The 26,400-nt window shown below is 73.4% G+C and carries 20 protein-coding genes; 10 read left to right on the plus strand and 10 right to left on the minus strand.

Annotated features, from left to right (window positions below; genetic code table 11):
* The first annotated feature begins 75 nt into the window (after positions 1 to 75).
* Positions 76 to 1,230 (plus strand): site-specific integrase, encoded by a 1,155-nt coding sequence (locus DFJ66_RS03025; RefSeq protein WP_211350952.1) that lies wholly within the window; start codon positions 76 to 78, stop codon positions 1,228 to 1,230.
* A gap of 398 nt (positions 1,231 to 1,628) precedes the next feature.
* On the opposite strand, the gene DFJ66_RS03030 is transcribed toward DFJ66_RS03025, so the two are convergent.
* The 4 genes from DFJ66_RS03030 to DFJ66_RS03045 all read right to left on the minus strand — a co-directional run bounded on the left by DFJ66_RS03030 (position 1,629) and on the right by DFJ66_RS03045 (position 6,685).
* Positions 1,629 to 3,884 (minus strand): tetratricopeptide repeat protein, encoded by a 2,256-nt coding sequence (locus tag DFJ66_RS03030; RefSeq protein WP_246029555.1) that lies wholly within the window; start codon positions 3,882 to 3,884, stop codon positions 1,629 to 1,631.
* 230 nt (positions 3,885 to 4,114) lie between these two features.
* Complete coding sequence (locus tag DFJ66_RS03035) at positions 4,115 to 4,804, minus strand: histidine phosphatase family protein (RefSeq protein ID WP_121230576.1); 690 nt, start codon at positions 4,802 to 4,804, stop codon at positions 4,115 to 4,117.
* 10 nt (positions 4,805 to 4,814) lie between these two features.
* The gene (locus tag DFJ66_RS03040) at positions 4,815 to 5,639 is read right to left on the minus strand and encodes an undecaprenyl-diphosphate phosphatase (RefSeq protein ID WP_121217712.1); all 825 of its coding nucleotides are present in this window, start codon (positions 5,637 to 5,639) and stop codon (positions 4,815 to 4,817) included.
* Positions 5,636 to 6,685, minus strand: a complete 1,050-nt coding sequence (locus DFJ66_RS03045; protein WP_121217714.1) for an LLM class F420-dependent oxidoreductase — start codon at positions 6,683 to 6,685, stop codon at positions 5,636 to 5,638. Before DFJ66_RS03045 ends, DFJ66_RS03040 begins: the two co-directional genes overlap by 4 nt.
* A 117-nt stretch (positions 6,686 to 6,802) precedes the next feature.
* On the opposite strand from DFJ66_RS03045, the gene DFJ66_RS03050 reads away from it, so the two are divergent.
* Both DFJ66_RS03050 and DFJ66_RS03055 read left to right on the plus strand, forming a co-directional pair.
* A complete protein-coding gene (locus DFJ66_RS03050; RefSeq protein WP_121217717.1) occupies positions 6,803 to 7,768 on the plus strand; it encodes an aldo/keto reductase in 966 nt (321 codons plus the stop codon).
* A 131-nt stretch (positions 7,769 to 7,899) separates the two neighbouring features.
* Entirely contained in the window at positions 7,900 to 8,592 is a 693-nt protein-coding gene (locus tag DFJ66_RS03055) for a carbonic anhydrase (RefSeq protein ID WP_170199098.1), read from the plus strand.
* A 2-nt stretch (positions 8,593 to 8,594) separates the two neighbouring features.
* Here DFJ66_RS03055 and DFJ66_RS03060 read toward each other — a convergent pair whose 3' ends face one another.
* On the minus strand, positions 8,595 to 9,662 hold the full coding sequence (locus tag DFJ66_RS03060; RefSeq protein WP_121217721.1) for a M48 family metalloprotease: 1,068 nt from the start codon (positions 9,660 to 9,662) through the stop codon (positions 8,595 to 8,597).
* A 172-nt stretch (positions 9,663 to 9,834) separates the two neighbouring features.
* Here DFJ66_RS03060 and DFJ66_RS03065 point away from each other — a divergent pair, with 172 nt between their 5' ends.
* The 5 genes from DFJ66_RS03065 to DFJ66_RS03085 all read left to right on the plus strand — a co-directional run bounded on the left by DFJ66_RS03065 (position 9,835) and on the right by DFJ66_RS03085 (position 17,977).
* Positions 9,835 to 10,806 (plus strand): YncE family protein, encoded by a 972-nt coding sequence (locus DFJ66_RS03065; RefSeq protein ID WP_121217723.1) that lies wholly within the window; start codon positions 9,835 to 9,837, stop codon positions 10,804 to 10,806.
* Positions 10,803 to 11,015: a DUF5703 family protein gene (locus DFJ66_RS03070; RefSeq protein WP_121217725.1), complete on the plus strand. Its 213-nt coding sequence runs from the start codon at positions 10,803 to 10,805 to the stop codon at positions 11,013 to 11,015. The genes DFJ66_RS03065 and DFJ66_RS03070 overlap by 4 nt, the downstream gene beginning before the upstream one ends.
* A 440-nt stretch (positions 11,016 to 11,455) precedes the next feature.
* A complete protein-coding gene (locus DFJ66_RS03075; protein ID WP_121217727.1) occupies positions 11,456 to 11,644 on the plus strand; it encodes a hypothetical protein in 189 nt (62 codons plus the stop codon).
* 187 nt (positions 11,645 to 11,831) lie between these two features.
* Complete coding sequence (locus tag DFJ66_RS03080) at positions 11,832 to 14,351, plus strand: CHAT domain-containing protein (protein WP_170200086.1); 2,520 nt, start codon at positions 11,832 to 11,834, stop codon at positions 14,349 to 14,351.
* A gap of 59 nt (positions 14,352 to 14,410) precedes the next feature.
* Entirely contained in the window at positions 14,411 to 17,977 is a 3,567-nt protein-coding gene (locus DFJ66_RS03085) for a WD40 repeat domain-containing protein (protein WP_147459156.1), read from the plus strand.
* Here DFJ66_RS03085 and DFJ66_RS44865 read toward each other — a convergent pair.
* The 3 genes from DFJ66_RS44865 to DFJ66_RS03100 all read right to left on the minus strand — a co-directional run bounded on the left by DFJ66_RS44865 (position 17,943) and on the right by DFJ66_RS03100 (position 22,436).
* A complete protein-coding gene (locus DFJ66_RS44865; protein WP_211350954.1) occupies positions 17,943 to 19,073 on the minus strand; it encodes an SWIM zinc finger family protein in 1,131 nt (376 codons plus the stop codon). The genes DFJ66_RS03085 and DFJ66_RS44865 overlap by 35 nt on opposite strands.
* Positions 19,070 to 21,604, minus strand: a complete 2,535-nt coding sequence (locus tag DFJ66_RS03095) for a DEAD/DEAH box helicase (protein WP_121230578.1) — start codon at positions 21,602 to 21,604, stop codon at positions 19,070 to 19,072. The genes DFJ66_RS44865 and DFJ66_RS03095 overlap by 4 nt, the downstream gene beginning before the upstream one ends.
* Positions 21,605 to 21,854: 250 nt before the next feature.
* Positions 21,855 to 22,436, minus strand: a complete 582-nt coding sequence (locus DFJ66_RS03100) for a PadR family transcriptional regulator (RefSeq protein ID WP_121217733.1) — start codon at positions 22,434 to 22,436, stop codon at positions 21,855 to 21,857.
* A 61-nt stretch (positions 22,437 to 22,497) separates the two neighbouring features.
* Between DFJ66_RS03100 and DFJ66_RS03105 the strand changes: the two genes are divergently transcribed.
* A complete protein-coding gene (locus DFJ66_RS03105; protein WP_246029556.1) occupies positions 22,498 to 23,652 on the plus strand; it encodes a winged helix DNA-binding domain-containing protein in 1,155 nt (384 codons plus the stop codon).
* Entirely contained in the window at positions 23,649 to 24,623 is a 975-nt protein-coding gene (locus DFJ66_RS03110; RefSeq protein ID WP_211350957.1) for a GNAT family N-acetyltransferase, read from the plus strand. The genes DFJ66_RS03105 and DFJ66_RS03110 overlap by 4 nt, the downstream gene beginning before the upstream one ends.
* On the opposite strand, the gene DFJ66_RS03115 is transcribed toward DFJ66_RS03110, so the two are convergent.
* Positions 24,610 to 25,383 (minus strand): putative protein N(5)-glutamine methyltransferase, encoded by a 774-nt coding sequence (locus tag DFJ66_RS03115; protein ID WP_121217735.1) that lies wholly within the window; start codon positions 25,381 to 25,383, stop codon positions 24,610 to 24,612. The genes DFJ66_RS03110 and DFJ66_RS03115 overlap by 14 nt on opposite strands.
* Positions 25,384 to 25,417: 34 nt before the next feature.
* Positions 25,418 to 26,203, minus strand: a complete 786-nt coding sequence (locus DFJ66_RS03120; protein WP_121230584.1) for a TetR/AcrR family transcriptional regulator — start codon at positions 26,201 to 26,203, stop codon at positions 25,418 to 25,420.
* Between the last annotated feature and the right edge of the window lie 197 nt (positions 26,204 to 26,400).

Raw genomic sequence — 26,400 nt, forward strand, 5'->3', positions numbered from 1 at the left:
TAGCCGCGACGACGGTGATCTGGTTTTGTCCACACTGAAGCAATAATGATCGTTGAAACTGATAACATCCCGCCCATGAGCCTGCCGGAGCCGGTCCGCGCCGAGCTGGACCGCGTCACCCACCCGGTCCTGGTCGACCTGGCCGCGTTGGAGCAGGTCCGCGGCCGTTTCGACGACGAGCAGGCCGCCGCCCTCGCGGGCTACCTGGGCGCCGCCCAGTCCCCCAACACCCTGCGCGCCTACCGCTCGGACTGGGTCGCCTGGGCGGCCTGGTGCCGCCAGGAGGGTCGGCAGGCGCTGCCCGCCGACCCGGTGGACGTCGCCGTCTACCTGGCCGTGGCCGCCGAGAGCACCAAACCCGACGGCTCGCCCGCGTTCAGCCCGTCCACTTTGGAGCGCAAGTCCGCCGCGATCGCCGCCGTGCACGCCGCCGGTGGACTCCCCTCCCCCACAAGATCGGACGTCGTCCGCCTGACCTTGAGGGGTATCCGCCGCACGCGCCGCGCCCAGCCGCGCCGCAAGCGCCCGGTCCTGCTGGACACGCTGGCCGCCCTGCTGGCCGAACGCCCGGCGCCGGGCTGGCCGACCGGGGTCGCGCGCCGCCGGGACGCCCTCCTGCTGCTGGTGGGCTTCGCCGGGGCGCTGCGCCGCAGCGAGCTGGCCGCCCTGCGCCTGGAGGACGTGACCGTGGACGTGGACGCCCGTACCCAGGAGCCGTTGCTGCTGGTGGAGCTCGGCGTGACCAAGACCGACCAGACCGGCGCGCACCGCCAGCGCGTGGTGCTGCCGCGGGGCGCCCGGCGGGCGACGTGCCCGGTGTGCGCGTTCGCGGACTGGGTGGACGTGCTGACCGCCGCCGACCCCCGCGCGCTGCTGGAGGACGAGCCGGACCAGGAGCCGACCCACCGCTGCCACAGCTACCGGCCGGCGCCGCACGAGGGTCCGCTGTTCCCGGCGGTGAGCCGCCACGGCCGCATCGCCGGCAAGCCGATGTCGGACAAGGCCGTCTCGGACCTGGTGAAGCGGTACGCGCTCAAGGCGGGCCTGGACCCGGCGCTGTTCGGCGGGCACTCGCTGCGCGCGGGGTTCGCCACGCAGGCGGCGCTGGGAGGGGCGAGCGACCGGGAGATCATGCGGCAGGGCCGGTGGACCAATCCCCGCACCGTGCACCGCTACATCCGCACCGCCAACCCCCTCGAGGACAACGCGGTCACCCGTCTGGGCCTGTGAGGACGGGGCCGGGAGTGTGACGCAGAGCGCACGAACGGTTGTTAACTGTAAACAGGCCCCCGCCGGACGGGGTGAACCGAACGGTCCAGCCGAATGCGGCACAAGACCGCTTGCCACCATTTGTTTCCGTGGTGTTTCCACATGGTTTGAGCTGCGGTTTTGCCGGATTTTGGCGCGTTGTGCAGCGAGCTGACCTGCGCTCCTGGCGACCTCGTGAAACCGTCTCACGTTTTAAGAGACCATTTACCGCCGCATTAACGGCCATACGATCAGTGCACTTGGTCGGCCCTCGCCACGACCACCGGCATTCCGCCGCCGGCCGTGTGCCCCCGGACTACCCTGCACTGTCCGGGGGCCACACCGTCACCTCAAGCCTTCGGCTGCCGTTCGCCCACCGGTCAGGGCCCGACCGGGTTGGTACCGGTGTCGGCGAGGTCGTCGAGCTGCCGCTGGACGCGTTCGGCGTCGATATCGCGGCCTTGTTCCCGGTACAGCTCCAACGCCTCCAGCCAAAGCCGGCGCGCCTGCTCGTGCTGTCCGAGGGCTGTGTGGGGGTGACCGAGGCGGTCGAGAGTGTCGGCGGTTTGAGTGGCGTGGCCCACGGTCCGGAACAGGGTGAGAGCCCGGTGGTAGTAGTCGAGGGCAGTTCGGTGGTCGCCCGTGCGGTGGGCGATGAACCCGAGGCTGTCGAGGGCGTCCGCCTCGCCTTCCAGGTGGCGGTGTCGGTTGAGGGCGAGGGCGGCATGGCAGTGGTCGCGGGCAGTGTCGAACTCGCCCAGTTGCGCGCCGTGCCAGCCCATCGCGTTGAGCGCGAGAGCTTCTTGCACCGGCTGGCCGAGGGAGCGGAAGAGGTCCCGCGCACGTCGGGCGTGGTCCAGTGCCCGCCGATCGCTCCCCCGCCTTGCCCAGGCGAGCGCTAGGCCCCGGTTGGTGTGTGCCCTTTCAGCCGGGTCGTCCTGGCTGGTCGCCAGGGCAAGAGACCGGTCCAGGTGACCAGTGGCCTGCTCGTGCAGGTTCAACCGGGCACAGGCTCGGCCGAGGAACCGGTGGGCGCAACTGCGGGCAGTAGGGTCGGGTAAGTGGTGGGCGGCGTCCACCGCGGCTGACCACGAGCTCAACTCGTCGCGCAGGTGCCCTCGCCTGCTGTGATAGGCCGCCAGGTTCCAGGCCAGGTGCCACACGGCGTGGTGCTGTCCGAGAGTGGCTGCGATGCGCTGTGTGGCCAGAAGGACGGCGTGCTCGGCCTCGAGCCACCCCATCGCTGCCGCGACATCGGCAAGCAGTTGTGGGCGCACGCCGGGCGCGGGAGGCCTGGGGTGCACGAGCCTTCGGTGGGGGTCCAAGAGGCGGCTGGCGGCGTGGGAAGTGTGCGAGTAGAAGTCCACCACCCGTACCAAGGCTGCCTCCCGCACGTGCGCGGGCAGGGTGGCGCGGGCTGTGTCTGCGGCGAGGGCACGGACCAGGTCGTGCATGGCATACCGGCTGGCTGACCGGCGGTTGACCAGCGACGCGTTCTCCAGAGCCGTCAAGGCTTTCCGCGCGGCAGCCCGGGGAAGGGCGCCGAGGGCGGCCACTGCGGGCAGACTGATGTCGGGGCCGGGCGCCAACCCGAGGAGGGCGAACAAGGAGCGTTGTTCGCCGGTCAGGTAGCGCAGAGACCAGGACAGGACAGTGGGCAGGCTCGCCGTGGGGTCGGTTTCGTGGTCGAGCACCTCCAAACCGGATTCGTGAAGCTCGGCGGCGACCTCCGCCAGCGGGACAGCGGGGCGAGTGGCGGCGTTGCGCGCGGTGATCGACAGGGCGAGCGGGTAGCCGCCGCACAGGTCGACCATCTCGGACACGGCGTCGGGTTCGGCGTCGAAGCGGTCGGCACCCGAGAGTGCTGTCACCAGGGCGCGGGCTTCGGCGTGGGTGAGGGTGCCCAGCGTGAGATGACGGGCACCGTGTCGGTCGATCAGGGCGGACAGCACATGGCGGCTGGTGACCAGCACGGTGCAGGTGGGGCTGCCGGGCAGCAGAGGCACGACCTGGTCGGCTGTGGCGGCGTTGTCCAGCACGATCAACATTCGTCGACCGGCGACCAGGCTGCGGTACAGCGCGGCCCGCGCGGCGAGGTCGGTCGGAATGCGATGGGGGCTGACCCCGAGGCCGTCGAGGAACCAGCGCACCGCCGTCCCGGAGCCGACCGGCTCGCCTCTGGGGCTGAAGCCACGCAGGTCGACGAACAACTGCCCGTCGGGGAACCGGTCCAGGTTGCGGTGAGCCCAGGCCAACGCGAGCCAGGACTTGCCGATGCCTCCGGACCCGCCGATCGTCGAAATCATCACCGAGGGACTAGCCGCTGAGCCGGTGGCGTTCTCGCCCGGCGTGGCTTTTACCCCGCCGTGCGGATCGGCGGCGGTCAGAGCGCGGTCCAGCGCGGTCAGCTCCGCCACCCGCCCTGCGAACACCGCCGGTGCGGCGGGTAGTTGACGTGGCACGACGGGCGAGAGCGGTCGCGGTGGCGTGCGCAGGTACACGTCACCGTTCACGACGCCCGCCTGTACCACACCATTTCCGCCGCCCGACACCACGTTGAGCACGGGAGGTCCGCCGTCAACGTCGCGGACTGCCGGCTCGTGAACGTCGGATTGCTCAGGCTCGGGCGTCGTCACCACCCGGACACCTCCCTGATCCGGTTGGTGCCTGGCGAAGAGTCCCAGCATCGCATCACACCACAGGTGATTCCGGTGGACGGTTCCGGAATCCACCCGACTGCACGCACCGAGTTCGCAGGACAGGCTCGCCCTCACCCTCAGCACGGGGAGCCGGACGGCAGACCGCCGGGCGCGCACTTGGCCCGCAAGCCGGCGAGCCGACGATCAAGCGCCCCGAGGTCCAGCTCTCAGGTCGTCCCGCCCACGACGGCGTCCGACGACGGCTCCTCGTCCCGCTTCTCCGGCGGTGGCACCACGCCGGACAGGTCGCCGCCGTTGTCGTTGACGCGCAGCACGAACGGACGGGTCGGGGTGTAGGAGACCACCGACACCGACGCCGGGTCGACGACGATCCGCTGGAACCCGTCCAGGTGCACGCCCAGCGCGTCCGCCAGCACGGCCTTGATGACGTCCCCGTGGCTGCACGCCACCCACACCGCGCGCGGCCCGAACTCCTCGGTCACCCGGGCGTCGTGGGCGCGGATCGCGGCCACCGCGCGGGCCTGCACGGCCGCCAGGCCCTCGCCGCCGGGGAACACCGCCGCGGACGGGTGCTGCTGCACCACCTGCCACAGCGGTTCCTTGAGCAGGTCCTTGATCTCCTTGCCGGTCCACTCGCCGTACTCGACCTCGGCCAGTTCCGGCTCGACCACGGCCTCCAGCCCGCGCGCGGCCAGCAGGGGCGCGAGGGTCTGGCCGCAGCGGTCCATCGGGGAGGTCACCACGGCGTCGATCGGCACGCCCGCGAGGCGCTCCACGAGCTTCTCCGCCTGCACCACCCCGGTGTCGGCCAAGGCCACGCCCGGTGCGCGGCCGGCGAGGACCCCGGAGCCGTTGGCGGTGGAACGGGCGTGTCGGAGCAGGATCACGGTAGCCACGAAGACCACCCTATGTGGCGTTGATGAGCCCCATCGACAGCAGGCCCATCAGCACGATGCCCAGCGACAGCCGGTACCAGACGAACGCCGAGTAGCTGTGCTTGGACACGTACCGCAGCAGCCACGCGATGGTCGCGTAGCCGACCGCGAAGGACACGACCGTCGCGACGATCATCTGCGGCACGGAGGCGGCGTTGGGCTCGGACCGGTCGAGCACGTCCGGGATGCTGAACAGCCCGGCGCCGAACACCGCGGGCAGGGCCAGCAGGAACGAGTACCGGGCCGCCGCCGCGCGCTCCAGGCCCAGGAACAGGCCGGCGGTGAGCGTGCCGCCGGAGCGGGACACGCCGGGGATCAGCGCCATCGCCTGCGCCAGGCCCATGCCGACCGCGTCCTTGAGCTCCAGCCGGGTGCGGACGTGCCGGGCGAACTGGTCGGCCACGCCCAGCAGGATGCCGAACACCACCAGCACGGTCGCGGTGATCCACAGGTTGCGCAGCGAGCTGCGGATCTCGTCCTTGAACACGTAGCCCAGCACGCTGATCGGGATCGACCCGATGATCACGTACCAGGCCATGCGGTAGTCGTCGGTCTTGCGCGCGGCCTTGGAGAACAGGCCCTTGAACCACGCGGCGATGAAGTTCCCGATGTCGCGCGCGAAGTAGATCAGCACGGCGACCTCGGTGCCCAGCTGGATCACGGCGGTGAACGACGCGCCCGCGTCGTTGCCGAAGAACAGCGTGGAGACGATCCTCACGTGCGCCGACGACGAAATGGGCAGGAATTCCGTCAAGCCTTGGACGATTCCGAGAACCAGGGCCTGCAACCAGCTCAACTACCCACTCCTGCCAGATCCAGAGCTTCGGTCGCGGTGCGCAAGCCCGCGATCCCCTGCTCGAGATCTTGCAGCATGGGCGAAAGGGTGAGCGTGGTGACCCCCGCTTCGGCGTAGACCTTCATCCGCTCCGCGATGCGCTCCCGGGTCCCCAGCAGCGACGTCGAGTCCAGGAACTCCACCGGCAGGGCGGCCATCGCGCCCTGGTAGTCCCGCGCCAGGTACTTCTCCTGCACCTCGGCGGCCTCGGCGGCGAAGCCCATGCGCACGGCGAGGGCGTTGTAGAAGTTCTTCTCCCGGCTGCCCATGCCGCCGACGTACAGGGCGGCGTAGGGGCGCACGGTGTCGGCGCACGCGCGCCAGTCCTCGCCGACGACCAGCGGCACGGTGGGGACGACGTCGAAGCCGTCCATGGTCTTGCCGGCCTTCTCCCGGCCGCGCCGGAGGGCGTCCAGGGAGCCTGCGGAGTGCTCGGGCGAGAAGAACACGCCCAGCCAGCCGTCGGCGATCTCGCCGGTCAGCTCGAGGTTCTTCGGGCCGACCGAGGCCAGGTAGATCGGGATGTGCTCGCGCACCGGGTGCACGGTGAGGGTGAGCGCCTTGCCGGGGCCGCCGGGCAGCGGCAGCTGGTAGTGCTCGCCGTCGTAGCGCAGCTTCTCGCGGCGCAGGGCGGCGTTGACGATGTCGACGTACTCGCGGGTGCGGCCCAGGGGCTTGTCGAAGCGCACGCCGTGCCAGCCCTCGGAGACCTGCGGGCCGGACACGCCCAGGCCCAGCCGGAACCGGCCGCCGGACAGGGTGTCCAGGGTCGCGGCGGTCATCGCGGTCATGGCCGGGGTGCGCGCGGGGATCTGGAAGATGGCGCTGCCGATGTCGATGCGCTCGGTCTGCGCGGCCACCCACGCCAGCACGGTGGCCACGTCGGAGCCGTAGGCCTCCGCGGCCCACACCACCGACCAGCCCAGGCGGTCGGCTTCCTTGGCCAGTTCGAGGTTCGCGGCGTCGTTGCCCGCGCCCCAGTACCCGAGGTTCAGTCCCAGTCGCACGCACCGGACCCTACCGGCGGGTAACCGGGTGCGCCAGGGCAGGCTATCGGGTTGTTTCCACCGGACATGCGCGGTGTGCGCCCGCCGGAATGTCGATCACCGTTTAGGCTGCGCCGCGTGGAACAGCGATACCTCGGCCGCAGCGGTCTGCGGGTCTCCCGGATGGCCCTGGGCACCATGACCTGGGGTCGGGACACCGACGCGGACGAGGCCGCCACGCAGCTCATGGCGTTCACGGAGGCGGGCGGCACGCTCGTGGACACCGCCGACGTCTACGTGGAGGGCGAGAGCGAGCGCATCCTGGGCGGCCTGATCGGCGAGGTCGTGCCGCGCGACGACCTGGTCATCGCGACCAAGGCGGTGGCCCGGCGCAACGACGGCCCGTTCGGCGGCGGCGCGTCGCGGGCGGCGCTGCTGTCGGCGCTGGACGGTTCGCTGCGCAGGCTGGGTGTCGAGCACATCGACCTGTGGCAGCTGCACGCGTGGGACGCGTCGGTGCCGCTGGAGGAGACGCTGTCGGCGCTGGACCACGCGGTGTCCTCGGGCAAGGTCCGGTACGCGGGCGTGTCGAACTACTCGGGCTGGCAGCTGGGCACCGCCGCCGCGCTGCCCGGTCACACGCCGATCGTGTCCACGCAGGTGGAGTACTCGCTGCTGGAACGCGGGGTGGAGCGGGAGGTCGCGCCCGCCGCCGAGCACCACGGCATCGGCCTGCTGCCGTGGGCGCCGCTGGGTCGGGGCGTGTTGACCGGCAAGTACCGCAACGGCACCCCGTCGGACTCGCGGGGCGCGTCGGCGCACTTCGCCGGGTACGTCGAGCAGCACCGCACGGAGCGGGCGGCGCGGATCGTGCAGGCGGTGGCGACGGCGGCGGACGGCCTGGGCACCAGCCCGTTGTGCGTGGCGCTGGCGTGGGTGCGCGACCGGCCCGGCGTGGTGGCGCCGGTGGTGGGCGCGCGGGACACCGGCCAGCTGCTCGGGTCGCTGGCGGCGGAGGAGATCTCGCTGCCGCCCGCGATCCGGTCGGCGCTGGACGACGTGAGCGCCATCGAGTTCGGCTATCCGGAACGCCCGATGGGGTGACGTTCGCCCGGATTCTCCGATTTGCTCACTTTGTGTAACCGATCGTGTGAGTTCCGCTACTCCACCAGCTTGATGGATCCGGAACGGGTCTAGCGTCCGTCGCCGTGCGCGAATCAAGTGACACAGCCTCGGTGACGAGGCGTCGGCTGTTCGGCCTCACGGCCGGCACGGCGGCCGTGCTGGCCGCGGGCGCTCCCGCCGCTTCGGCGGACGAGGACAAGGACAAGAAGCTCGACGCGGAAGGCGCGTGGCGCAAGCTCGCCGAGGGCAACAAGCGGTTCGTCGAGGGGCACCAGACCCACCCGCACGAGTCGCTGCAGTGGCGGGAGGCCCTGACCAAGGGCCAGCACCCGTTCGCCTGCGTGGTGGGCTGCGCGGATTCCCGGGTGCCGCCGGAGCTGGTGTTCGACGAGGGCTTCGGCGACCTGTTCACCATCCGCGCGGCCGGCGAGGTCCTGGACAACAGCGTCCTGGGCAGCGTCGAGTACGCGGTGGAGCACCTGGAGGTGCCGCTGGTGGTCGTCCTGGGGCACGCGTCCTGCGGCGCGGTGTCGGCGACCATCGACGTGGTGAGGGGCCGGGCCGAGGTCAGCGGGGACATCTCCACGCTGGTCCGGGCCATCGAGCCGGCCGTGCTGGCGACCCCGCCGGAGCGGGACGACAAGACCTTCCTGGCCCGGTGCGTGGACAACCAGGCCAAGCGGGTCGCGTCGCTGATGGTCGAGCGGTCGGTGACCCTCCGGACCGCCGTGCGCCACCACGGGCTCAAGGTCGTGGCGGCCAGCTACCAGCTCGACACCGGCGCGGTGACCCGCCTGACCTGACCTCAGACGGCCACCTCGTCCACCAGCCGGAACCACTCCCGCACCCCCGCCAGCTGGTCCTCCAGCCACGTGGCCACGTCGGCCGCCAGGTCCAGCGCGCGGGGCGTGCGGGTGCGGCCGGCCAGGTGCTCCACCAGCGCCTGGATCCGCCGCACCGGCGGCGGGTGGGTGGTCGAGAACGGCACCGGGCGGCCCTGCTCGTCGGCCAGCCGGTCGGTGACCTCGTGCAGGAACGGCACCAGCAGCAGCGCGCCCACCAGGCACGGCTCGATCGCCTCGACCAGGCGCGGGGCCAGGTCGTCCAGGGTGCGCAGCATGATCGTGGCGGCCACGCGGTCGGCTTCGTGCTCGCGGGGCCAGCCGACCGCCCAGGCGTCCAGCGCGCCGACCGGGGTGTCCGGGTCGGTGACCCGCCGGGCGGTGACCAGGTGACCGGTGATCACGTGCGCCAGCTCGTGGGCGATGACGAACTGGGTGGCGCGGCGCAGCATCAGGCCGACCAGGGCCAGGCGCTGACCGGACAGCTCGGGCAGCGGGCGGGCCGACACCGCGCCGTTGCCGTAGAGGTAGGCGTTGACGGCTTCGGCCAGCGCGTAGGACGCCTGGTCCGGGGTCAGCAGCGGTGGGGTGCCGTAGGCGGGCAGGACCCCGGTCATGATCTTCAACACGGCGGCGGACAGGTCCAGCAGGCCGGTGTTGACCAGGACCAGCACGCCCCGGCCGGGCACCGGCACGCTGATGCCGTCCAGGGTGCCGGTCGGGAACACCCCGGCCAGCACCGGCGTGCGGACGCTCCAGCCCGCCGCGTCGGCCAGGTGCAGGACCTCCGGTTGGCAGGCGTCGAGCGTGGCCTGGAGGGCGCGCAGGTGCGCGGAGCGGTAGCCGGCGGGGCGGGCGCGGACGACGGCGAGCCTGGTCAGGCGGGTGGGCAGCGGTTCGGCGCCGACCTGGGTCCAGGTGTGGTAGCGGTCCTCGCGCGGGCCGTCCGGGTCGGGTGGGCCCAGCCGGTCGGCGACCCGCCGGTCGCGCAGCAGTTCCACGTGCCTGGCCCGCAGTTCCTCGACCGTCATCGGCGCCTCCCCTCACCTGGGATGGTCGCGGAAAACCCGGCCGGGGTACCGGTGCGCGGCCACTACCACTCCCCTGGACCAACGACAACACCCTCCCCCTGCGTGACGATGGTGGTTTCGTGATGGATGCTGGGAGGACGTTCTCGCTTTCGGGCTAGCTGGAGGTTCGACGTTGCGCCGACTGGCGGCGGTTGTGCTCACCGGGACCGCGTTGCTGTCCGGCTGCGCGACCGGGGACGACTCCGGCGACCCGTTGCAGGTGGCCGCGACCCTGGAACCGGCGACGCCGGCGGAGTCCCCGCAGGTCACGGCCACACCGGAGGGCACGGTGCTGCCGATGCGCGCGGCGAGCGCGGTCGCGGTGCTGCCCGGGTACGTGGCGGTGGCGCTGGCCGACCCGCCCTCGGTGTCGCTGCACCCCCTGGACAACCTGGCCGCCCCGCGGGTGGTGCCGCTGCCCGGCCGGGCCGAGCGGCTGGTCGTGTCGGGTGACGCGGTGGAGGCGCCGGTGCCCGGCAGCGGGGTCGTGGTGACCGTGCGGTCCGACGGCACGTCCTCGTCCCGGCCGGTGGACGGCGGCCCGGTGGACGTGGCGCTGGTGGGCGGCAAGGCGGTCGTCGCGCGCCGGGACGCCAAGTCGCTGGACGTGGCCGGACAGGCGGTGACCGGCGTGTCCAGCCCGGACCGGCTGGTGGCGGTGGGCGACCACGCCGTGGTGCTGGACCGGCCGCGCAGCGCGGTGTTCGACGTGGACCTGGGTGCCGAGCCCAAGCTGGGCGCGGGACTGCGCGCCGGCGAGGGCGCGACGACGGCGGTGGCCGACCGGTTCGGCCGGGTGCTGGTCGTGGACACCCGCGGTGGCGAGCTGATGGCGTTCTCGGTGCGCCCGCTGATCATGCGGCAGCGCTTCCCGCTGCCCGGCGCGCCGTACGGGATGGCCTACGACGAGCGGCGGGACCTGCTGTGGGTCACGCTCACCGAGCGCAACGAGGTGGTGGCGTTCGACGTCGCGGGTGGCGAGCCGGTGGAGAGGCACCGGTACGCCACGGTCCGCCAGCCGGACTCGGTGGCGGTGGACCCGGGCAGCGGGCGCGTGTTCGTCGCGTCCGGAGACGGTCAAGGGATGCAGGTGATCGGGTCATGAACGAAGGGGTGGTCGACGGGGACTGGGAGTACCGGCCGCTGCGCCTGCCGGCCGGTGTCTCCCGTCGCACGGCGACGACGCAGTTGGCGATCCACGCGGAGTTCGCGGGCTGGGAGCTGTCGCGGACCCTGCTGTTCGGCGACGGCTCCCGCAAGGTGTGGCTGCGCCGCAAGCGCACCGCCGCCACCCTGCCCGGCGTGATCACCTAGCGGGCCGGTTTCCCTGCCTCGCACGCGCCCACCCGGCACGCGCGCCGCTCCCCGCCGCCTCTCTACGCCCGCCTCTTCACGCCCGCCTCTTCACGCCCGCCTGTCTTCGTGCACGCCGGCACGACCCCGGCCCGTCCGCCTCCCCTTGATCACGGGCCGCCGCGCCGCGACTATTCTGCGCGCCGAGGAATTTTCGCTTTCTCCGGGTGATCGACTCCCCCATCCGCACCCCCACCATTACCTGAACGGGTGAATACGGGGCTGTTTTCGCACGTCAGCGCGAGGTTGCCCTCCGATGTGCAAAATTTACCCTTCGATCATTACTCCGTTGTGCCACCATTGGTCCGTTCGTGCGGAGGAGGGGCCGCCGAACGTGACTCGGCGCAGTCGCGCGGGTCGCTTGATCGGCCTAGACAGATCGACAGGGGAGGAAGATCGCTATGTCTAAGACCACCGAGATCGCATTCCAGGGCGGCGACGTGCCGGAGGACGGCACCACCACCGCGGTCCTGCCGGCGCCGCCGGAGCAGGGCCAGGAGCAGCACGAACACGAGCACAACCACGACGGCGGCGAGTTGACGCCGATGTGCTCGGGCAACGGCTGCGTCCAGAAGACGTCGTCGAACTGATCGACCCAGCGTGACCGGCGCCCGTCGACCGACGATCCGGTCGGCGGGCGTTTCCCGTTGCTTTCTGTGATGTCATGGACATGTGCCTGTGATCGCTTCTCGCGACGAAATCGCGATCATCCGCGAGGCCCGCGCCCTGCACCGCGACGGAGTGGACGCGTCGTGTTCGGGGCGGCATCGCGAGGCGATGCGGTTGTTGCACCGCGCCCGCGCATTGGCGGAATCGGTGGATCCCGGTGATCCGGTCACGCGCCAGGAATGGCTCGTGACGCGCATTCGCCTTTCCTCGACGTTGTCGGCGTTGGCGGCCGACACGGCGGGCCTCGCCGCGGGGCTGGCGGGCCTGGACGAGGTGCGGGCGCTGGTGGAGGACGTGCCCGACCCGCTGGTGCGGGCGGAGCTGTCCGGCAGCGTCGGGCACAACCGCGGGTTGCTGCTGCTCAACGCGGGCCTGCTGGAGGAGGGTGTCGCCGTGCTGGGCGAGGCCCTGGCGCACGAGGAGTGGCGGCTTTCGGCGGCCGACGAGCCGGTGCCGTCGCTGGTCGAGCCGATCGTGAAGACGCTGCGCAGCCGGGGCACCGCGCACACCAACCTGGGGTCGATCACGCAGGCCCGCCAGGATCTGACGCGGGCGGTGGCGTTGGCGACGGAGTTCGGGCTGGTGAACTTCGCCGCCGACGCCAGCCACGCGCTGGGTCGGCTGGAGTTGCGCATCGGGGACGTGCCGGCGGCGCTGCGCCGCTACGACAGCAGCGAGCGCGCGTACCGGAACCTGGGGTTGGCCGTGCCGCCGCTGCTGGGATTGCACCGGGCGCAGGCGCTGCTGGTGGCGGGCCTGGCCGACGAGGCGGGTGACCAGCTGGACCACGTGCTGCCCGCGATGCGCGCCGACCAGGCCGCCACGGGCGAGTTGGCCGACGTGGAGCTGACCCGGGCGGTGGCCGCGTTCATGACCGGTGACCTGGGGCTGGCGCGGGAGATGGCGTCGGCGGCGCGGCAGCGGATGCGGCGGTGGGGCTGCGAGACGTGCGTGGCCAACGCGACCCTGATCGGGTTGCGGGTGGACACCGAGGTGGCGCTGCGGTCGGGTCGGGTGCCGCGGTCGCTGCCGGCGCGGGTGCTGGGGTTCGCCGACGCGCTGCCGGTGCCGAGGTTGGCCGAGCAGGCGGCGACGGCCCGGATGCTCGCGGTGCGCCTGGAGGTGCGGCGCGGCGACCTCGACGCGGCCGAACGCGTGCTGGAGGGCGTGCCGCGACCGGGTCGGCTGACCGCGATCGACCACCGGATGCTGCGCCGGCTGTGCCGGGCGGAACTGGCCGCCGCGCGGGGTCGGCGCACGGCGGCGTTCGCCGAGGTGCGGGCGGGCTTGGCGGAGCTGGACCACGTGCGGGACCGGATGGGCGGGCTGGAACTGCTGTCCGGGACCGCGTTGCACGGCCGGGAGCTGACCGAGCTGGCCGTGGGATTGGTGTTGGCGGAGGGCAACGCGCGGCGGCTGTTCGCGTGGCTGGAGCGGACGCGGGCGCAGACCTACCGCTACGAGCCGCTGACCCGGGTGGACAACCCGGAGCTGGCGGAGCTGATCGCCGAGGTGCGCAGCCTGACCCAGTCGATCCACAAGGCCCACCACGACGGGCACCCGACGGGCGCGTTGCGGGCGCGGCGGGCGGAGCGGCTGCGCAAGGCCAACCAGATCGGCTGGCACTCGGGCAGCTGGGGCAGCCCGCGCCCGGTGGCGAAGCTGCCCGAGGTGGTGGCCCAGCTGGGTGGGCGGGCGCTGGTGAGCTTCGCGTCGTCGGGGGACGCGTTGGTCGCGGTGGTGGTGGTCGAGGGGGACGTGCGGCTGGTGCACCTGGGTTCGGCGGAGGCCGCCGCGGAGAGCGCCCGGATGCTCAACGCCGACCTCAACGCGCTGGCCCCCGACCACCTGCCGGAGGCGTTGGTGCGGGTGCTGTCGACGTCGGCACACCGGCAGGCCGAACGGCTCGACGCGCAGTTGGTCCGGCCGTTGGTGGGCCTGCTCGGGGACCGGGACCTGGTGGTCGTGCCGACCGGGGCGCTGTACGCGGTGCCGTGGGGCGTGCTGCCGACGTTGCACGCGCGGCCGATCGTCGTGGCCCCGTCGGCGACGGCGTGGCTGGCGGCCGAGCGCGGCGAGTGGCGACGCGACGGGCGGACCGTGCTGGTGCGCGGACCGGGCCTGCCGGCGGCGGTGGGCGAGATCGCGAAGCTGGGCGCGCACTACAGCTCGGCGGCGCTGCTGTCCGGTGAGGGCGCGACGGTGGCGGCGGTGCTGTCCACTTCGGACGATGCCGAGATCGCGCACTTCGCGGCGCACGGCGTGCACGAGCCGGAGAACGCGTTGTTCTCCCGCTTGGAACTGACCGACGGCCCGCTGTACGCGCACGAGTTGGCGAACCTGCCGCACCCGCCGCGGCAGGTGGTGCTGGCGGCGTGCGAGTTGGCGTTGAACCGGATCCGGCCGGGCGACGAGCCGTTGGGGTTCGCGAGCGCGTTGCTGGCGAGCGGTTCGCAGATGGTGGTGGCCCCGGTGAGCCGCGTGGGTGACCAGGCTTCCGCGGCGACCATGGACTACTACCACCGGCGGTTGGCGGCGGGCGCGCAGCCGGCGCTGGCGTTGGCCGACGCGATCGCGGTGGACCCGCTGCGCCGGCCGTTCGTGTGCTTGGGCAGCGGCCAGTCCTGACCACCACACCTGTGGTACCACAGCTGTGGTGGTGGTTCGGCACAACCGATGGGGGTCGGGTGAGCGAAGAGGGTGGGGACGTCCACCAGCGGGCGGAGGTTTCCGGGCAGGGGCGGGTGGTCCAGGCAGGGCGGGACCTCTACCACGCGGAGCGGGACCAGCACGTGTACCTCGGTGACGGCCCGCACGGCCGTCGCCGCACGACGGGACCGGTGGTGGAGGACTGCCCGTACCCCGGTCTGGCCGCGTTCGACGCCGACCAGGCCCGGTGGTTCTTCGGGCGGGACGACGTGGTGGCCGAGCTCCTCGCGCGGCTGGACCGGCGGCTGACCACCGGCGGGATCCAGGTCGTGGTGGCGCCTTCGGGGGCGGGGAAGTCGTCGCTGCTGCGCGCGGGACTGCTGCCTGCCCTGGCCCGGTCGGCACTACCGGGTTCGTCCCGCTGGTCCGGCGTGGTGTTCACGCCCACGGCCGAGCCGCTGGAGGCGTGGGGCCGGCACGTGACCGGTGACGAGCGGATCGTGGTGGTGGACCAGTTCGAGGAGCTGTTCACCCTGTGCGCCGACGAGGCGGAGCGGCGGGCGTTCGTCGCGGCGCTGGCCGAGTCGGCCGGGAAGGCCTTGGTGGTCGTCGGGGTGCGCGCGGACTTCTACGCCGCCTGCGTGGACCACCCTCCGTTGCGGGCGGCGTTGCAGGACGCGCCGCTCGTGGTCGGGGCGTTGACCGAAGCCCAACTGCGCGAGGCGATCCTGCACCCGGCGCACGACGTCGGCCTGGAGGTCGAACCCGGGCTGGTCGAACTCCTGCTGCGGGAGTTGGGCGCCACCACCGGCTCCGGCTACGAGGCGGGCCGGTTGCCGCTGCTCGCGCACGCGCTGCGGGCGTGCTGGCAGCAGCGCTCCGGCGCCACCCTGACCGTGCAGGGCTACCGGGACACCGGCGGCATCGGGCGCGCCATCGCCGTCACGGCCGAGCAGGTGTACGAGGCTTTGAGCGACGACGACCGGCGCCGGGCGCGGTCGTTGTTCCTGCGCTTGGTGAAGATCGGCGACGAGGACACGCGGCGGCGGCTGACCGGCACCGACCCGGACGCGCGGGACGTGGTGGAGGCCTTCACCCAGGCCCGTCTGCTGACCCGGGCACAGGACACCGTGGAGATCACCCACGAGGCCTTGTTGCGGCACTGGCCGCGGCTGCGGGAGTGGATCGACGCCGACCGCTCCGGCAGGCTGGTCCACCAGGAGTTGGAGGACACCGCGGGCGCGTGGGCGCTGCGGGGCCGCGACCCGTCGCTGCTGTACCGGGGCAGCAGGCTCGACGCCGCGCTGGAGTGGGCCGGCACCGCGGCACCGGGTGATCTCGACGCGGTGGCCGGGGAGTTCCTCCTCGCCTCCAAGCGCGCGCGGCGGCGCGACGCGCGACGCCGGACCGCGGTCGTGGCCGTCCTCGCGGTCCTCGCGCTGGTCGCCTCGACGGTGGCCGTCGTCGCCTACCAGCAGCAGGGCGACGCGCGGCGGCAGCGCGACCTGGCCACCTACCACCGGGTCCTGGCCGAAGCCGACCGGCTCCGCGACGTCGACGTGTCGCTGTCGGCGCAGTTGACCCTGGTCGCGCACCGGATGCGCCCCGACGACCGGACGCGCACCCGCCTGATCGGCGCCGCGAACGCGACCCTGGCCACTCCCCTGCCCACCCACGACGTGCTGGCGATGGCGCTGAGCCCGGACGGCCGCACGCTGGTCACCGGCGGCGGGGACCACACGGTCCGGCTGTGGGACGTCTCCGACCCGTTCTACCCCGGGCCGCTGGGCGCACCCATGACCGGCCACACGGCCATCGTGTCGTCCGTGGCGTTCAGCCCGGACGGGCGGCGGATCGCCAGTGGCGCCGAGGACCGGACCGTGCGGCTGTGGGACCTGAACGGCACCGCGCACGACGTCCTCACCGGCCACACCGACGACGTCCGCGCGGTCGCGTTCTCCCCGGACGGGCGCACGCTGGCCAGTGGCGGCGACGACGACTCGATCCGCTTGTGGGACGTGTCCGACCCCGCGCGGCCGCGGTCGGCCGGGGTGACGGCGGCCCACACCGACGACGTCCGGGCCCTGGCGTTCAGCCCGGACGGGGCGCTGCTGGTCTCCGGCGGTGACGACGCGGTCCGGCTCTGGCGCCCGTCCGACCCGCTGACGCCGGTGGGCACGCCGCTGTCCCACGGCAGCGCGGTCGGCGCGGTGGCGGTCTCGCCGGACGGCCGCACGCTCGCCACGGGATCCGCCGACGACACGATCCGGCTGTTCGACCTGGTCGATCCGGGCCGCCCCCGGTATGTGCGCCAGCTGACCGGCCACACCAGCGGCGTGCGCGACCTCGCCTTCAGCCGCGACGGGCAGACGCTGGCCAGCGGCGGCTACGACGCGAAGGCGCGGCTGTGGAGCGTGGGCCGGCCGGAAGCCGCGGCGGCGCTGGGTCCGCCGTTGGCCGGTCACGCCAACACGATCACGGCGGTGGCGCTGTCCCCGGACGGCCGCACGCTGTTCACGGGCGGCACCGACTCGTCGGTGCGCCTGTGGCACCGGACCGGCCTGCTGACCGCGGCCCACGCCGGCACCGTGTGGTCACTGGCGTTCAGCCCGGACGGCCGCACCCTCGCCTCCGCCGGGCGCGACCGCGCCGTCCGGCTGTGGGACGTGTCGTCCTCCGCGCGGCCGGCACCGCGAGGTGCGATCACCGGCGACTCCGCAGCCGGCGCACGCCCCGCGTCCGTCGCGTTCCACCCTGATGGGCGCACCATCGCCGTGGGCGGTGAGGACCACACCGTGCGCCTGTGGGACGTCTCGGGCGAGCCGACCCCGCTCGGCGACCCCCTGACCGGGCACACCGACATCGTGCGGGCGGTGACGTTCACCCGCGACGGCCGGCTGCTGGCGAGTGTCGACGATCAAGGCGTGGTGCGACTGTGGGACGTGGCGACGCCGACCTCACCGCGGCTGCTCGCCACCCAGCCGCCGCGCCTGGAAGGCATCCTCCTGTCCGTCGCGTTCAGCCCGGACAGCCGCCTGCTGGCCACGGGCGGCACGAACACCGGTGTGCCGTTGTGGAGCGTCGCCGACCCCGCGCACCCGGCGCCCGCCCCGACGTTGAGCGGGCACACCAACGCCGCCCTGTCCGTGGCGTTCAGCCCGGACGGCCGCACCCTGGCCTCGGTCGGCGGTGACCGGACCGTGCGGCTGTGGGACGTGTCCGACCCGGCGCGACCCACGGCCCTCGGCCAACCGCTGACCGGCCACGGCGACACGGTGTGGTCGGTCGCGTTCAGCCCGGACGGCCGCACGCTGGTGACCGGCGGCGCGGACCGGTCGGTGCGCTTGTGGGACGTCTCCCGCCCGGCCGACGCCAAGCCGGTCGGCGACCCGCTGCTCGGGCACTCCGACTTCGTCCACCGGGTGGCGTTCAGCCCGGACGGTCACACGGTCGCCTCCGCGGGCGTCGACCGGTCGGTGCTGCTGTGGGAGTTGGACGTCGAGCGGGACGTCGAGCGGATCTGCGCCGCCACCCGCACCGCCCTCGACACCGCGTCCTGGCAGCGGTACGTCACGGGCGAGTACGACCCGCCGTGCCGGGGCTGACGCCTCGGGGCAGTTCGGACAGGGCGGCGGCGGGGTCGCGGTTGGGGGTGCCGGTGGGCCACCAGGTGCCGTTGTGCTTGCGGTAGGGGTACCAGCGGTGGTCGGGGCCGTAGCGGAGTTGTCCGGTGTGGACGGTCCAGCGGTTGCGCCACGTCTTCGCCGGTGGGAGTTCGGCGTCGGTCCACGTGGTGTGGGCGCGGTTGAGGTCGGGTTTGGGTGGGGTTCGCGTGTCGTCCAGGACGGACAGTCCGAGGTGGCCGGCCTGGTGCCAGGCCGCGACTTCGCGGGGGTCGGCGTGCAGGCGGGTGGCCAGGGTGGGGTGGGTGGCGGCCAGGCGGACGTGGTCTTCCCGGTCGGTGAGGTGCGGGTGGGGGCCGGGGTGGAGGAGGTCGCGGGCGCGGGTGGCGGCGGCCGCGACCAGGAGGGACAGCACCTCCGCGTCGAAGTCCTCGGTCGGGGGGAAGTCGGGGAGTGCGCCGAGGTCTTCGACGGGTGGGTCCGGGGGGAGCGGGACGGGATCGGCGGCGTAGGCGGCGGTGGCCAGCACTCCGGGGGTGGGGCGGGCGTCGGTGACGACCTCCTCCTGGGTCCGGCCGCGCAGCAACAGCAGCAGCCACGGGTCGGTGTCGAGCAGCCAGGACGCCTGGTGGCACAGCGCGGCGCCGTGGCGGCACGGGAGTTCCCAGTCCGGGCAGGTGCACTCGAAGTCCAGGTCGCCGATGCCGGGCAGCAGGTCCACGCCCGCGTCGGCGGCGGCGTCGGCCAGGTCGCGCGGCATCTCCCCGTCCAGTAGCGCGGCCAGGTGACCGGCCTTGGCCGCGGCCGCCGCGAGGAACCGGGTCCACTGCCGGTCGGTGAACTCGGCCAGCCGCACGGTGGTCTGGTAGGTGTCGTCGGTGTCGTGCACGGGCGCGCTGATCCGCCCGGGGCTGACGGTGATGGTGCCGACGAGCCCCGCGGTGGCGTACTTGCGGCCCTGCCGCAGCGGGGTCTGGTCCAACGACGTGTCCTCCAACGCCTGCAGCCACGTGCGGCCCCACCACGACCGCGCCCTCCGCACGCCCTTGCCGAACGGTGGGAACCCCCGCGCCTTCACGACCCGCTCCTCAGCTCGACCAGGTCGGCCAGTTCCGCGTCGCTCAGCTCGGTGAACGCCGACTCGCCCTGCGCCAGCACGGACGAGGCGAGGTCCCGCTTGGCGCGCAGCATCGCCGCGATCCGGTCCTCGATCGTGCCTTCGGTGACGAGCCGGTGGACCTGCACGGGTTTGGTCTGCCCGATCCGGTAGGCGCGGTCGGTGGCCTGGTCCTCCACCGCCGGGTTCCACCACCGGTCGTAGTGCACGACGTGGTCGGCGCGGGTGAGGTTGAGCCCGGTGCCGGCGGCCTTCAACGACAGCAGGAACACCGGCACCGACCCGTCCTGGAACCGCCGCACCATCTCCTCCCGGGCGGGCACCGGGGTGCCGCCGTGCAGCAGCTGCGACGGAATGCCCCGTGCGGTGAGGTGCTTGCCGATCAGCCGTGCCATGGCCACGTACTGGGTGAACACGAGCACGGCGCCGTCCTCGGCGAGGATGGTGTCCAGCAGTTCGTCGAGCAGTTCGAGCTTGCCGGACCGCCCCTCGAGCCGGGGCGAGGTCTCCTTGAGGTACTGGGCGGGGTGGTTGCAGACCTGTTTGAGCCCGGTGAGCAGCTTGACCACGCGGCCGCGGCGGGCGATGCCGTCGGCTTGCGCGATCTCGGCCATCACCTCCCGCACGACCGCCTCGTACAGGGCGGCTTGCTCGCGGGTCAGGGCGACGGGCCGGTCGGTCTCGGTCTTGGGCGGCAGCTCGGGTGCGACACCGGGGTCGGACTTGCGCCGGCGCAGCAGGAACGGCCTGATCAGCGCGGCGAACCGGTCGGCGGTGGCGCGGTCGCGGTCGGCCTCGATGGGTTTGGCCCACCGCGCTTTGAACGCGGGCAGGCTACCCAGCAGGCCGGGGGTGGTCCAGTCGAGGATCGCCCACAGCTCGGTGAGGCTGTTCTCCACCGGGGTGCCGGTCAGCGCGACGCGGGCGGCGGCCGGGATGCGGCGCAACGCGCGGGCGGTGTCGGAGGAGGGGTTCTTGACGTGCTGCGCCTCGTCGGCCACGACCAGCCCCCACTCGAGGTCGGCGAGCCGGTCGGCGTCCACGCGCATGGTGCCGTAGGTGGTCAGGACGAACCCTTCGTGCGCGACCTCCCGGCCGCTGCCGTGGTAGCGGGTGACGGGGACGCCGGGCGCGAACTTCTCGATCTCGCGCTGCCAGTTGCCCAGCAGCGACGCCGGGCAGACGACGAGCGTCGGGCCGCCGCTCGTCGTCGGGTCGCCGGCGCGGTGCAGGTGCAGGGCGATGAGGGTGACGGTCTTGCCCAGGCCCATGTCGTCGGCCAGGCACGCGCCCAGGCCCAGCGAGGTCATGCGGTCCAGCCAGCGCAGGCCGCGCAGCTGGTAGTCGCGCAGGGTGGCGTGCAGGGCGGCGGGCGGCTCGACGGGTTCGGTGTCGAGCAGGGCGAGCTTGGCGCGCACGTCGTCGAGCCACCCGGTGGCGGCCACCGGGACCTGCTCGCCGTCGATGTCGGCGACCCCGGTCAGGGCCGCGCCGAGGGCGTCGATCGCGGTCACGGGCTTGAGGTCGCGTTCGCGGGCCTTGCGGGCCAGGTCGGGGTCGACCAGGGTCCACCGGTCGCGCAGCCGCACGACGGGCCGATGGGCTTCGGCGAGCCGGTCGAGCTCGTCGGGGGTCAGCGGGTCGCCGCCCAGGGCGAGCTGCCAGTTCACGTTGGTGAGCTGGTCGGGGCCGAAGAACGCGGGCCGGTCGCCCCGGTCTTCCGAGCCCAGCACCACGCGTGCGGACAGGTCGCGCACCAGGTCCTTGGGCCAGTGCACGTCCACGCCGACGCCGGCCAGCCGCACCGCGCCGTCGCGCAGCAACTCCTCGACGTCGGAGTCCAGCAGCACGACCTGGTCGGGCACGGGCAGGTCGAGCAGCCGTTCCAGCGGCGGGAACGCCCGCGCGGCGCGCCGCAGCACCACCATCGCGTCGGACCGGGCCCGCCGGTCGGTGCCCGCCCACAGCTCGGCGGCGTCGACCACCAGCGACGGGTCCGCGAGGCTGTGCACCTGCACCACGGCCCGGAACTCCTCCAGCCCCTCGATCCGCAGCGACACCCGGACGCCCTGGTCGGCCCAGGTGCGCAGGTGCGGCACCCGCTGCGGCGCGGGCGAGGTGAACACCGGCGAGCCCAACGCGTGCACGGCCGCCGCGCCGCGCGGCATGGTGTCGGCGACCGCGTCGAGGAAGGCCCGCAGCAGCGGCTCGGCCTCCGGGAGCTCCGCCGGGTCGCGTCCGGGCAGCGGGGTCGCGCGGGCGTGCGCGGGCATGGCGTCGGCGAGGTCGCGGACGCGTTGCAGATCGGCGGGGTCGAGAGGTCCGACCCGCCAGGCGTCGAAGTCCCCGTCGGTGACGGTCGGCCGCACCCTGCCCCGCGCGACCAGCTGCAACGCGACCACCACCGCCGCGCCCCAGAACGCGGCGGCCGGGTGGGCGTGCGCGGCCCGGCGGGCCTGCGACAGCACCGGCACGGCGTCGGCCACCGGCATCCGCACCGCCGCCACCTCGCGCTTGGCCCCATCGGGCGACGCGATCACCAACGCCCCCGGCACACCGCCGCCGGCTCCCGGTCCCGGTTCGGTGTCGCCGGCGTGGTCGGGGTCGGCGTGGTCGGCGTGGTCGGGGTTGGGGTCGGGCAGGTGGTCGCCGTAGAAGGCGATGGTGGACAGGCGTGGCGGGTCGGCGACCTCGAAGACGGCCGCGCAGCGTTCCAGACCGGTGTTCAGCGCTCCCCCTCGGCTACTCAAGTTTGAGTATAGCCCAGCTGCCGGGGTCGCCGGGGGAGTTCCGCTCCCCTGCCATCGCGTACGCGCCCTCCTCCAGCCGCGCCAGCAGCCCGCGCGTCCACTCCACCCCGGCGGAGGCCGTGTGCTCCCACAACCCGAACAGCTCCCGCACGTGCGGCGGGTCGGTCCACTCCCCGACCTGCTTGCGCGCCGCGTCCCGGCGGCTCTCCAGCGCGGCCAGGCGTTCGTGCAGCAGCGCCACCGCGTCCGCCCGCGGCAGCGACGGCAGCAGCGCCAACCCGGCCCCGAGCATGTCCGGCCGCGTCTCGGGCCGCCGCAGCGCGTCGCGCAGCAGCCGCTGGAACTCCTGCTCGCCCTTCGCGGTGAGCCGGTAGTCGGTGCGCGCGGGCGGGACCTCCTCGTCGGCCAGGCACTCTTCCTTGGTGAGCTGCTTCAACGCGTGGTAGATCGACCCCCACTTGACGTTGGCCCACTCCCCCGCGCCCCACGACATCAGGTCGTTGCCGATCAGGTAGCCGTGCGCCACGCCGTACCCGCGCACCACGCCCAGCACCAGCAACCGCGTCGCCGACATCGCGCCCCTGCCTGAAGGAATCGGGTTTCGCGGCCAGCGTAGATCGCCGAGGATGGGCGGCGTGGCCCTGCCCGAGATCACCGATGACGACCGCCGCGCCCGCCTGGGACGCCGCCACCTGCTCGCCGCCCAGGCCGACACCGTGGAGGAGGTGGTGGACGCCCTGGTCGGTCTGCACGCCACCGACCCGGCCACGGTGTTCCTGTCCGCCCGCGCCCGACTGACCGACCCGTCGGTGGCGGCGGTCGAGGAGGCCTTCTACGAGCGGCAGTCGCTGGTGCGGCTGCTGTGCATGCGCCGGACGATGTTCGCCGTCACCGCCGACCTCGCCCCGGTCGTGGACGCCGCCGCGGCCCGCGCGATCGCCGCCAAGGAACGCGCCGGCCTGCTCAAGTACCTGGCCGAGGGCGTGGGGTGGGACGCCGAGCGGCTCGCCAAGGTCGAACAGGCCACCCTGGCGGCCCTGGCCGCGCGGGGTGAGGCGACCGTGGTCGAACTCGGCCGGGACGTCCCCGACCTGCTGGAACAGGTCGTGGTGGCGGCGGGCAAGAAGTACGAGACCCGGCAGAACGTGTCCAGCCGCATCGTGCGCGTCCTGGCCGCGGACGGCCGGATGCGCCGCAGCCGCCCGCGCGGCACGTGGATCAGCAGCCAGTTCCGCTGGGCTCCCGCGCAGCCGTGGCCGGAGGTCGACACCGGTCAGGCGCGGGCCGAGCTGGTGCGCCGCTGGCTGGCCTCCTTCGGACCCGGCAGCGAGGGCGACCTGAAGTGGTGGACCGGCTGGACGCTCGGCGCGGTCCGCACCGCCCTGAAGGCGGTCGGCGCGGTGCAGGTCGAGCTGTCCACCGGCCCCGGCTGGGCGCTGCCCGACGACCTGTTCACCCCCGAGACCGAGCCGTGGGTCGCCCTGCTGCCCGCCCTGGACCCGACGCCGATGGGCTGGCAGGCCCGCGACTGGTACCTGGCCCCGGAGCTGCGGCCCCGCCTGTTCGACACCGCCGGCAACGTCGGCCCCACCGCCTGGTGCGACGGCCGCGTGGTCGGCGGCTGGGCGCAGCGACCGGACGGCGAGGTCGTCTGGCAGGCCCTCACCGACGTGGGCGCACAGGCCCGCGCCGCCCTCGACGCCGAAGCCGCCCGCCTGACCGGGTGGCTGGGCGGCGTGCGGGTCGTGCCCCGCTTCCGCACCCCGCTGGAGAAGGAGCTGTCCCGGTGACCGGATCCACCCCACCCGCCGAACCGCGCCAGCCTGCCGGGTCGCGCGCGGTGGTCGAACTGCGGCCGGTGGACGACGCCGCTCTCCAGCGCCTGGCCGCGCTCGCGGTCGGCGACGCCGACCCCGCCGACGTCATGCCGCCCGGCTGGACGCCGGGGGACATCTCCGCCTTCTTCGACTTCTACGTGGGTTTTCGGGCCGATTCCTTCGAGATCGTCCACCACGGCGACACAGTCGGGTTCACCCGCCTCACCCCGGAGGGCGAGACCGGCCTGTGGGTCGCGCGGTCCGCACGCGGGCGGGGCATCGGCGTGGCGGCGGTGCGCGAGGTCGTGGACCAGGCGGTGCTGCGGCGCATCCCGGTGGTCACCGCCCGGACCACGACCGCGAACACCGCCGCGCTGTCGGTGCTGCGGCGCGCGGGAGCCGCGCTGGAGGTCGACGGCGAGCGGGTGACCGCCCGGCTGGGCGTGCCGCTGGAACCGCCGACCGACCTCGCCGACCCCGTCGACCTGCTCGTGCGGTACCTCGACTTCTACCGCGCGACCGTGCTGCGCAAGCTCGACGGCCTGACCGACGAGCAGCTGCGCACCAGCCGCGTCCCGTCCGGCTGGAGCCCGTTGGGCCTGGTCAAGCACCTGGCGTACGTCGAGCTGCGGTGGCTGCGGTGGGGGTTCGACGGCGAGGAGATCGCGCGGCCCTACGGCGACCCGGACGTCGAGCACGCCGAGTTCGTCGTGGACGGCGAGACCGCCGACCAGGTGCGGACGTTCTACCTGGAGCAGTGCGCGCGGTCCCGCGAGATCGTCGCCGCCGCGCGCCTGGACGACCGGATGGCCCGGTGGCGGGTCGAGACGCTGCCGACGCCGACCCTGGCGTGGATCCTGTTCCACCTGCTGCAGGAGTACGCCCGGCACGTCGGGCACCTCGACGTCGTGCGCGAACTGACCGACGGCGTCACCGGCCAGTGACCGGGTTCGAGCCGGCGAACCCGACGACGACGGTGGCCCCGACCTCCTCGTCCCGCTCGACCCGCGCCGCCAGCCCCGCCCCCTCGAACGCCGCCAGCGTGGCCGGGGCCTGGCGGTCGCTGGTCTCCAGCAGCAACGCGCCGCCCGGTGCCAGCCACTCCGGCGCGCCGGCGGCCACGCGTCGCTGGACGTCCAGGCCGTCCACGCCGCCGTCCAGCGCGACCAGCGGCTCGTGGTCGCGGGCCTCGGGCGGCATCAGGGCGATCGCGTCGGTCGGGACGTAGGGGGCGTTGACCACCAGCACGTCCACCCGGCCGCGCAGGTCGTGCTGCAGCGCCGCGTACAGGTCGCCCTCGAACACCCGCTCCGGCGGCAGGTTGCGGCGGGCGCACACCACCGCCGCCGGGTCCAGGTCCGCCGCGTAGACCTCCGCGCCCGGCACGCCCGCCGCCACCGCCGCACCCAGCGCACCCGACCCGCAGCACAGGTCCACCACCACCGCACCCGGCGCGACCAACGGCACCGCCAGCTCCACCAGGTACGCCGTGCGCTGCCGCGGCACGAACACGCCCGGGTCCACCGCCACCCGCAGGCCGCGGAACTCCGCGAACCCCAGCACGTGCTCCAGCGGCAACCCGGCCACCCGCCGGTCCACCATCGCCGCCAACGCCTCCGGCGAACCCGCCGCCTCGGTCAACAACCGCGCCTCGTCCTCGGCGAACACACACCCGGCGGCCCGCAGCCGCGTCACGACGTCCACGCCCGTACTCCTACCCGACACGCCCACCAGACCCTCACCCGACGGACCGGGCGATGGTCACCTCGATCCCGTCCAGCAGCACGTCCAGCCCGACGGTGAAGTTCCACTCCGCCTCACGCTCCAGGTAGGGGGTGCAGTCGTCGTCGCCGGGCGCCTGCTCCGCGCCCAGCCACGTGGCCAGCGGGAACCGGGCGGCGAAGTCCGGCGCCACCTCCTCCAGCACCGGCGACCGGGCGTACCACCACTCCTCGTCGCTGACCCCGGTGTCCCGCGCGGCCCGCCGCACGTCGGCGATCACATCCGCAGACCCCCGCACGAACTGCACCACCGCCCCCACCACACCCCGCAGCACCTGCACGTCCAGTCCCGTCTCGCGCAGGATGCGCAGCAGCGTTTCGAGCATGCGGAACTCGTTGGGCCCCAATACCGGCCGCGCCTGGGACACCTGGAGCACCCACGGGTGCCACAGGTAGAACGCACGCGTGTCCCGCGCCCACGCGGTCAGGGCCGGCCGCCAGCCGTCGTCCAGCGGGTAGTCGCCGGGCAACTCGCCCAGCACCTTGTCGTACATGAGGTCGATCAACTCGGCCTTGTTGGGCACGTAGGTGTACAGCGCCATCGCCGTACGCCCGAGCCGCTCCCCCACCGCCCGCATCGACAACGCGGCCATACCGTGCTCGTCGGCCACCCCGATCGCGGCATCCACGATGACGTCCAGGCTCAGGCCGGGCTTGGGCCCCGGTTTCGCCTCCTCGTCGGGCCGGCGCCACAACAAGGCCATCGACCGGCGCGCATCCCCCTGCCCGGCGTACACGACCACGCGCATCTCCTCGTCCCGACCAACCACCACGCGCACTTTACGCTCTAAAGAACACACCGACCAACCACCACTACGCACGTTTCTGTCGGTATCACATGCCCCGATGCAATCGGTGCCGAAGGTCACGCCCAGCCGCTCGAGTGAGGGGAGCGAAGGGGCCGAGACGGGGAGCAGCCGACCTGCGACCGCGGTAGCGG

The sequence above is a fragment of the Saccharothrix variisporea genome (genome assembly GCF_003634995.1).
Classification (GTDB): domain Bacteria; phylum Actinomycetota; class Actinomycetes; order Mycobacteriales; family Pseudonocardiaceae; genus Actinosynnema; species Actinosynnema variisporeum.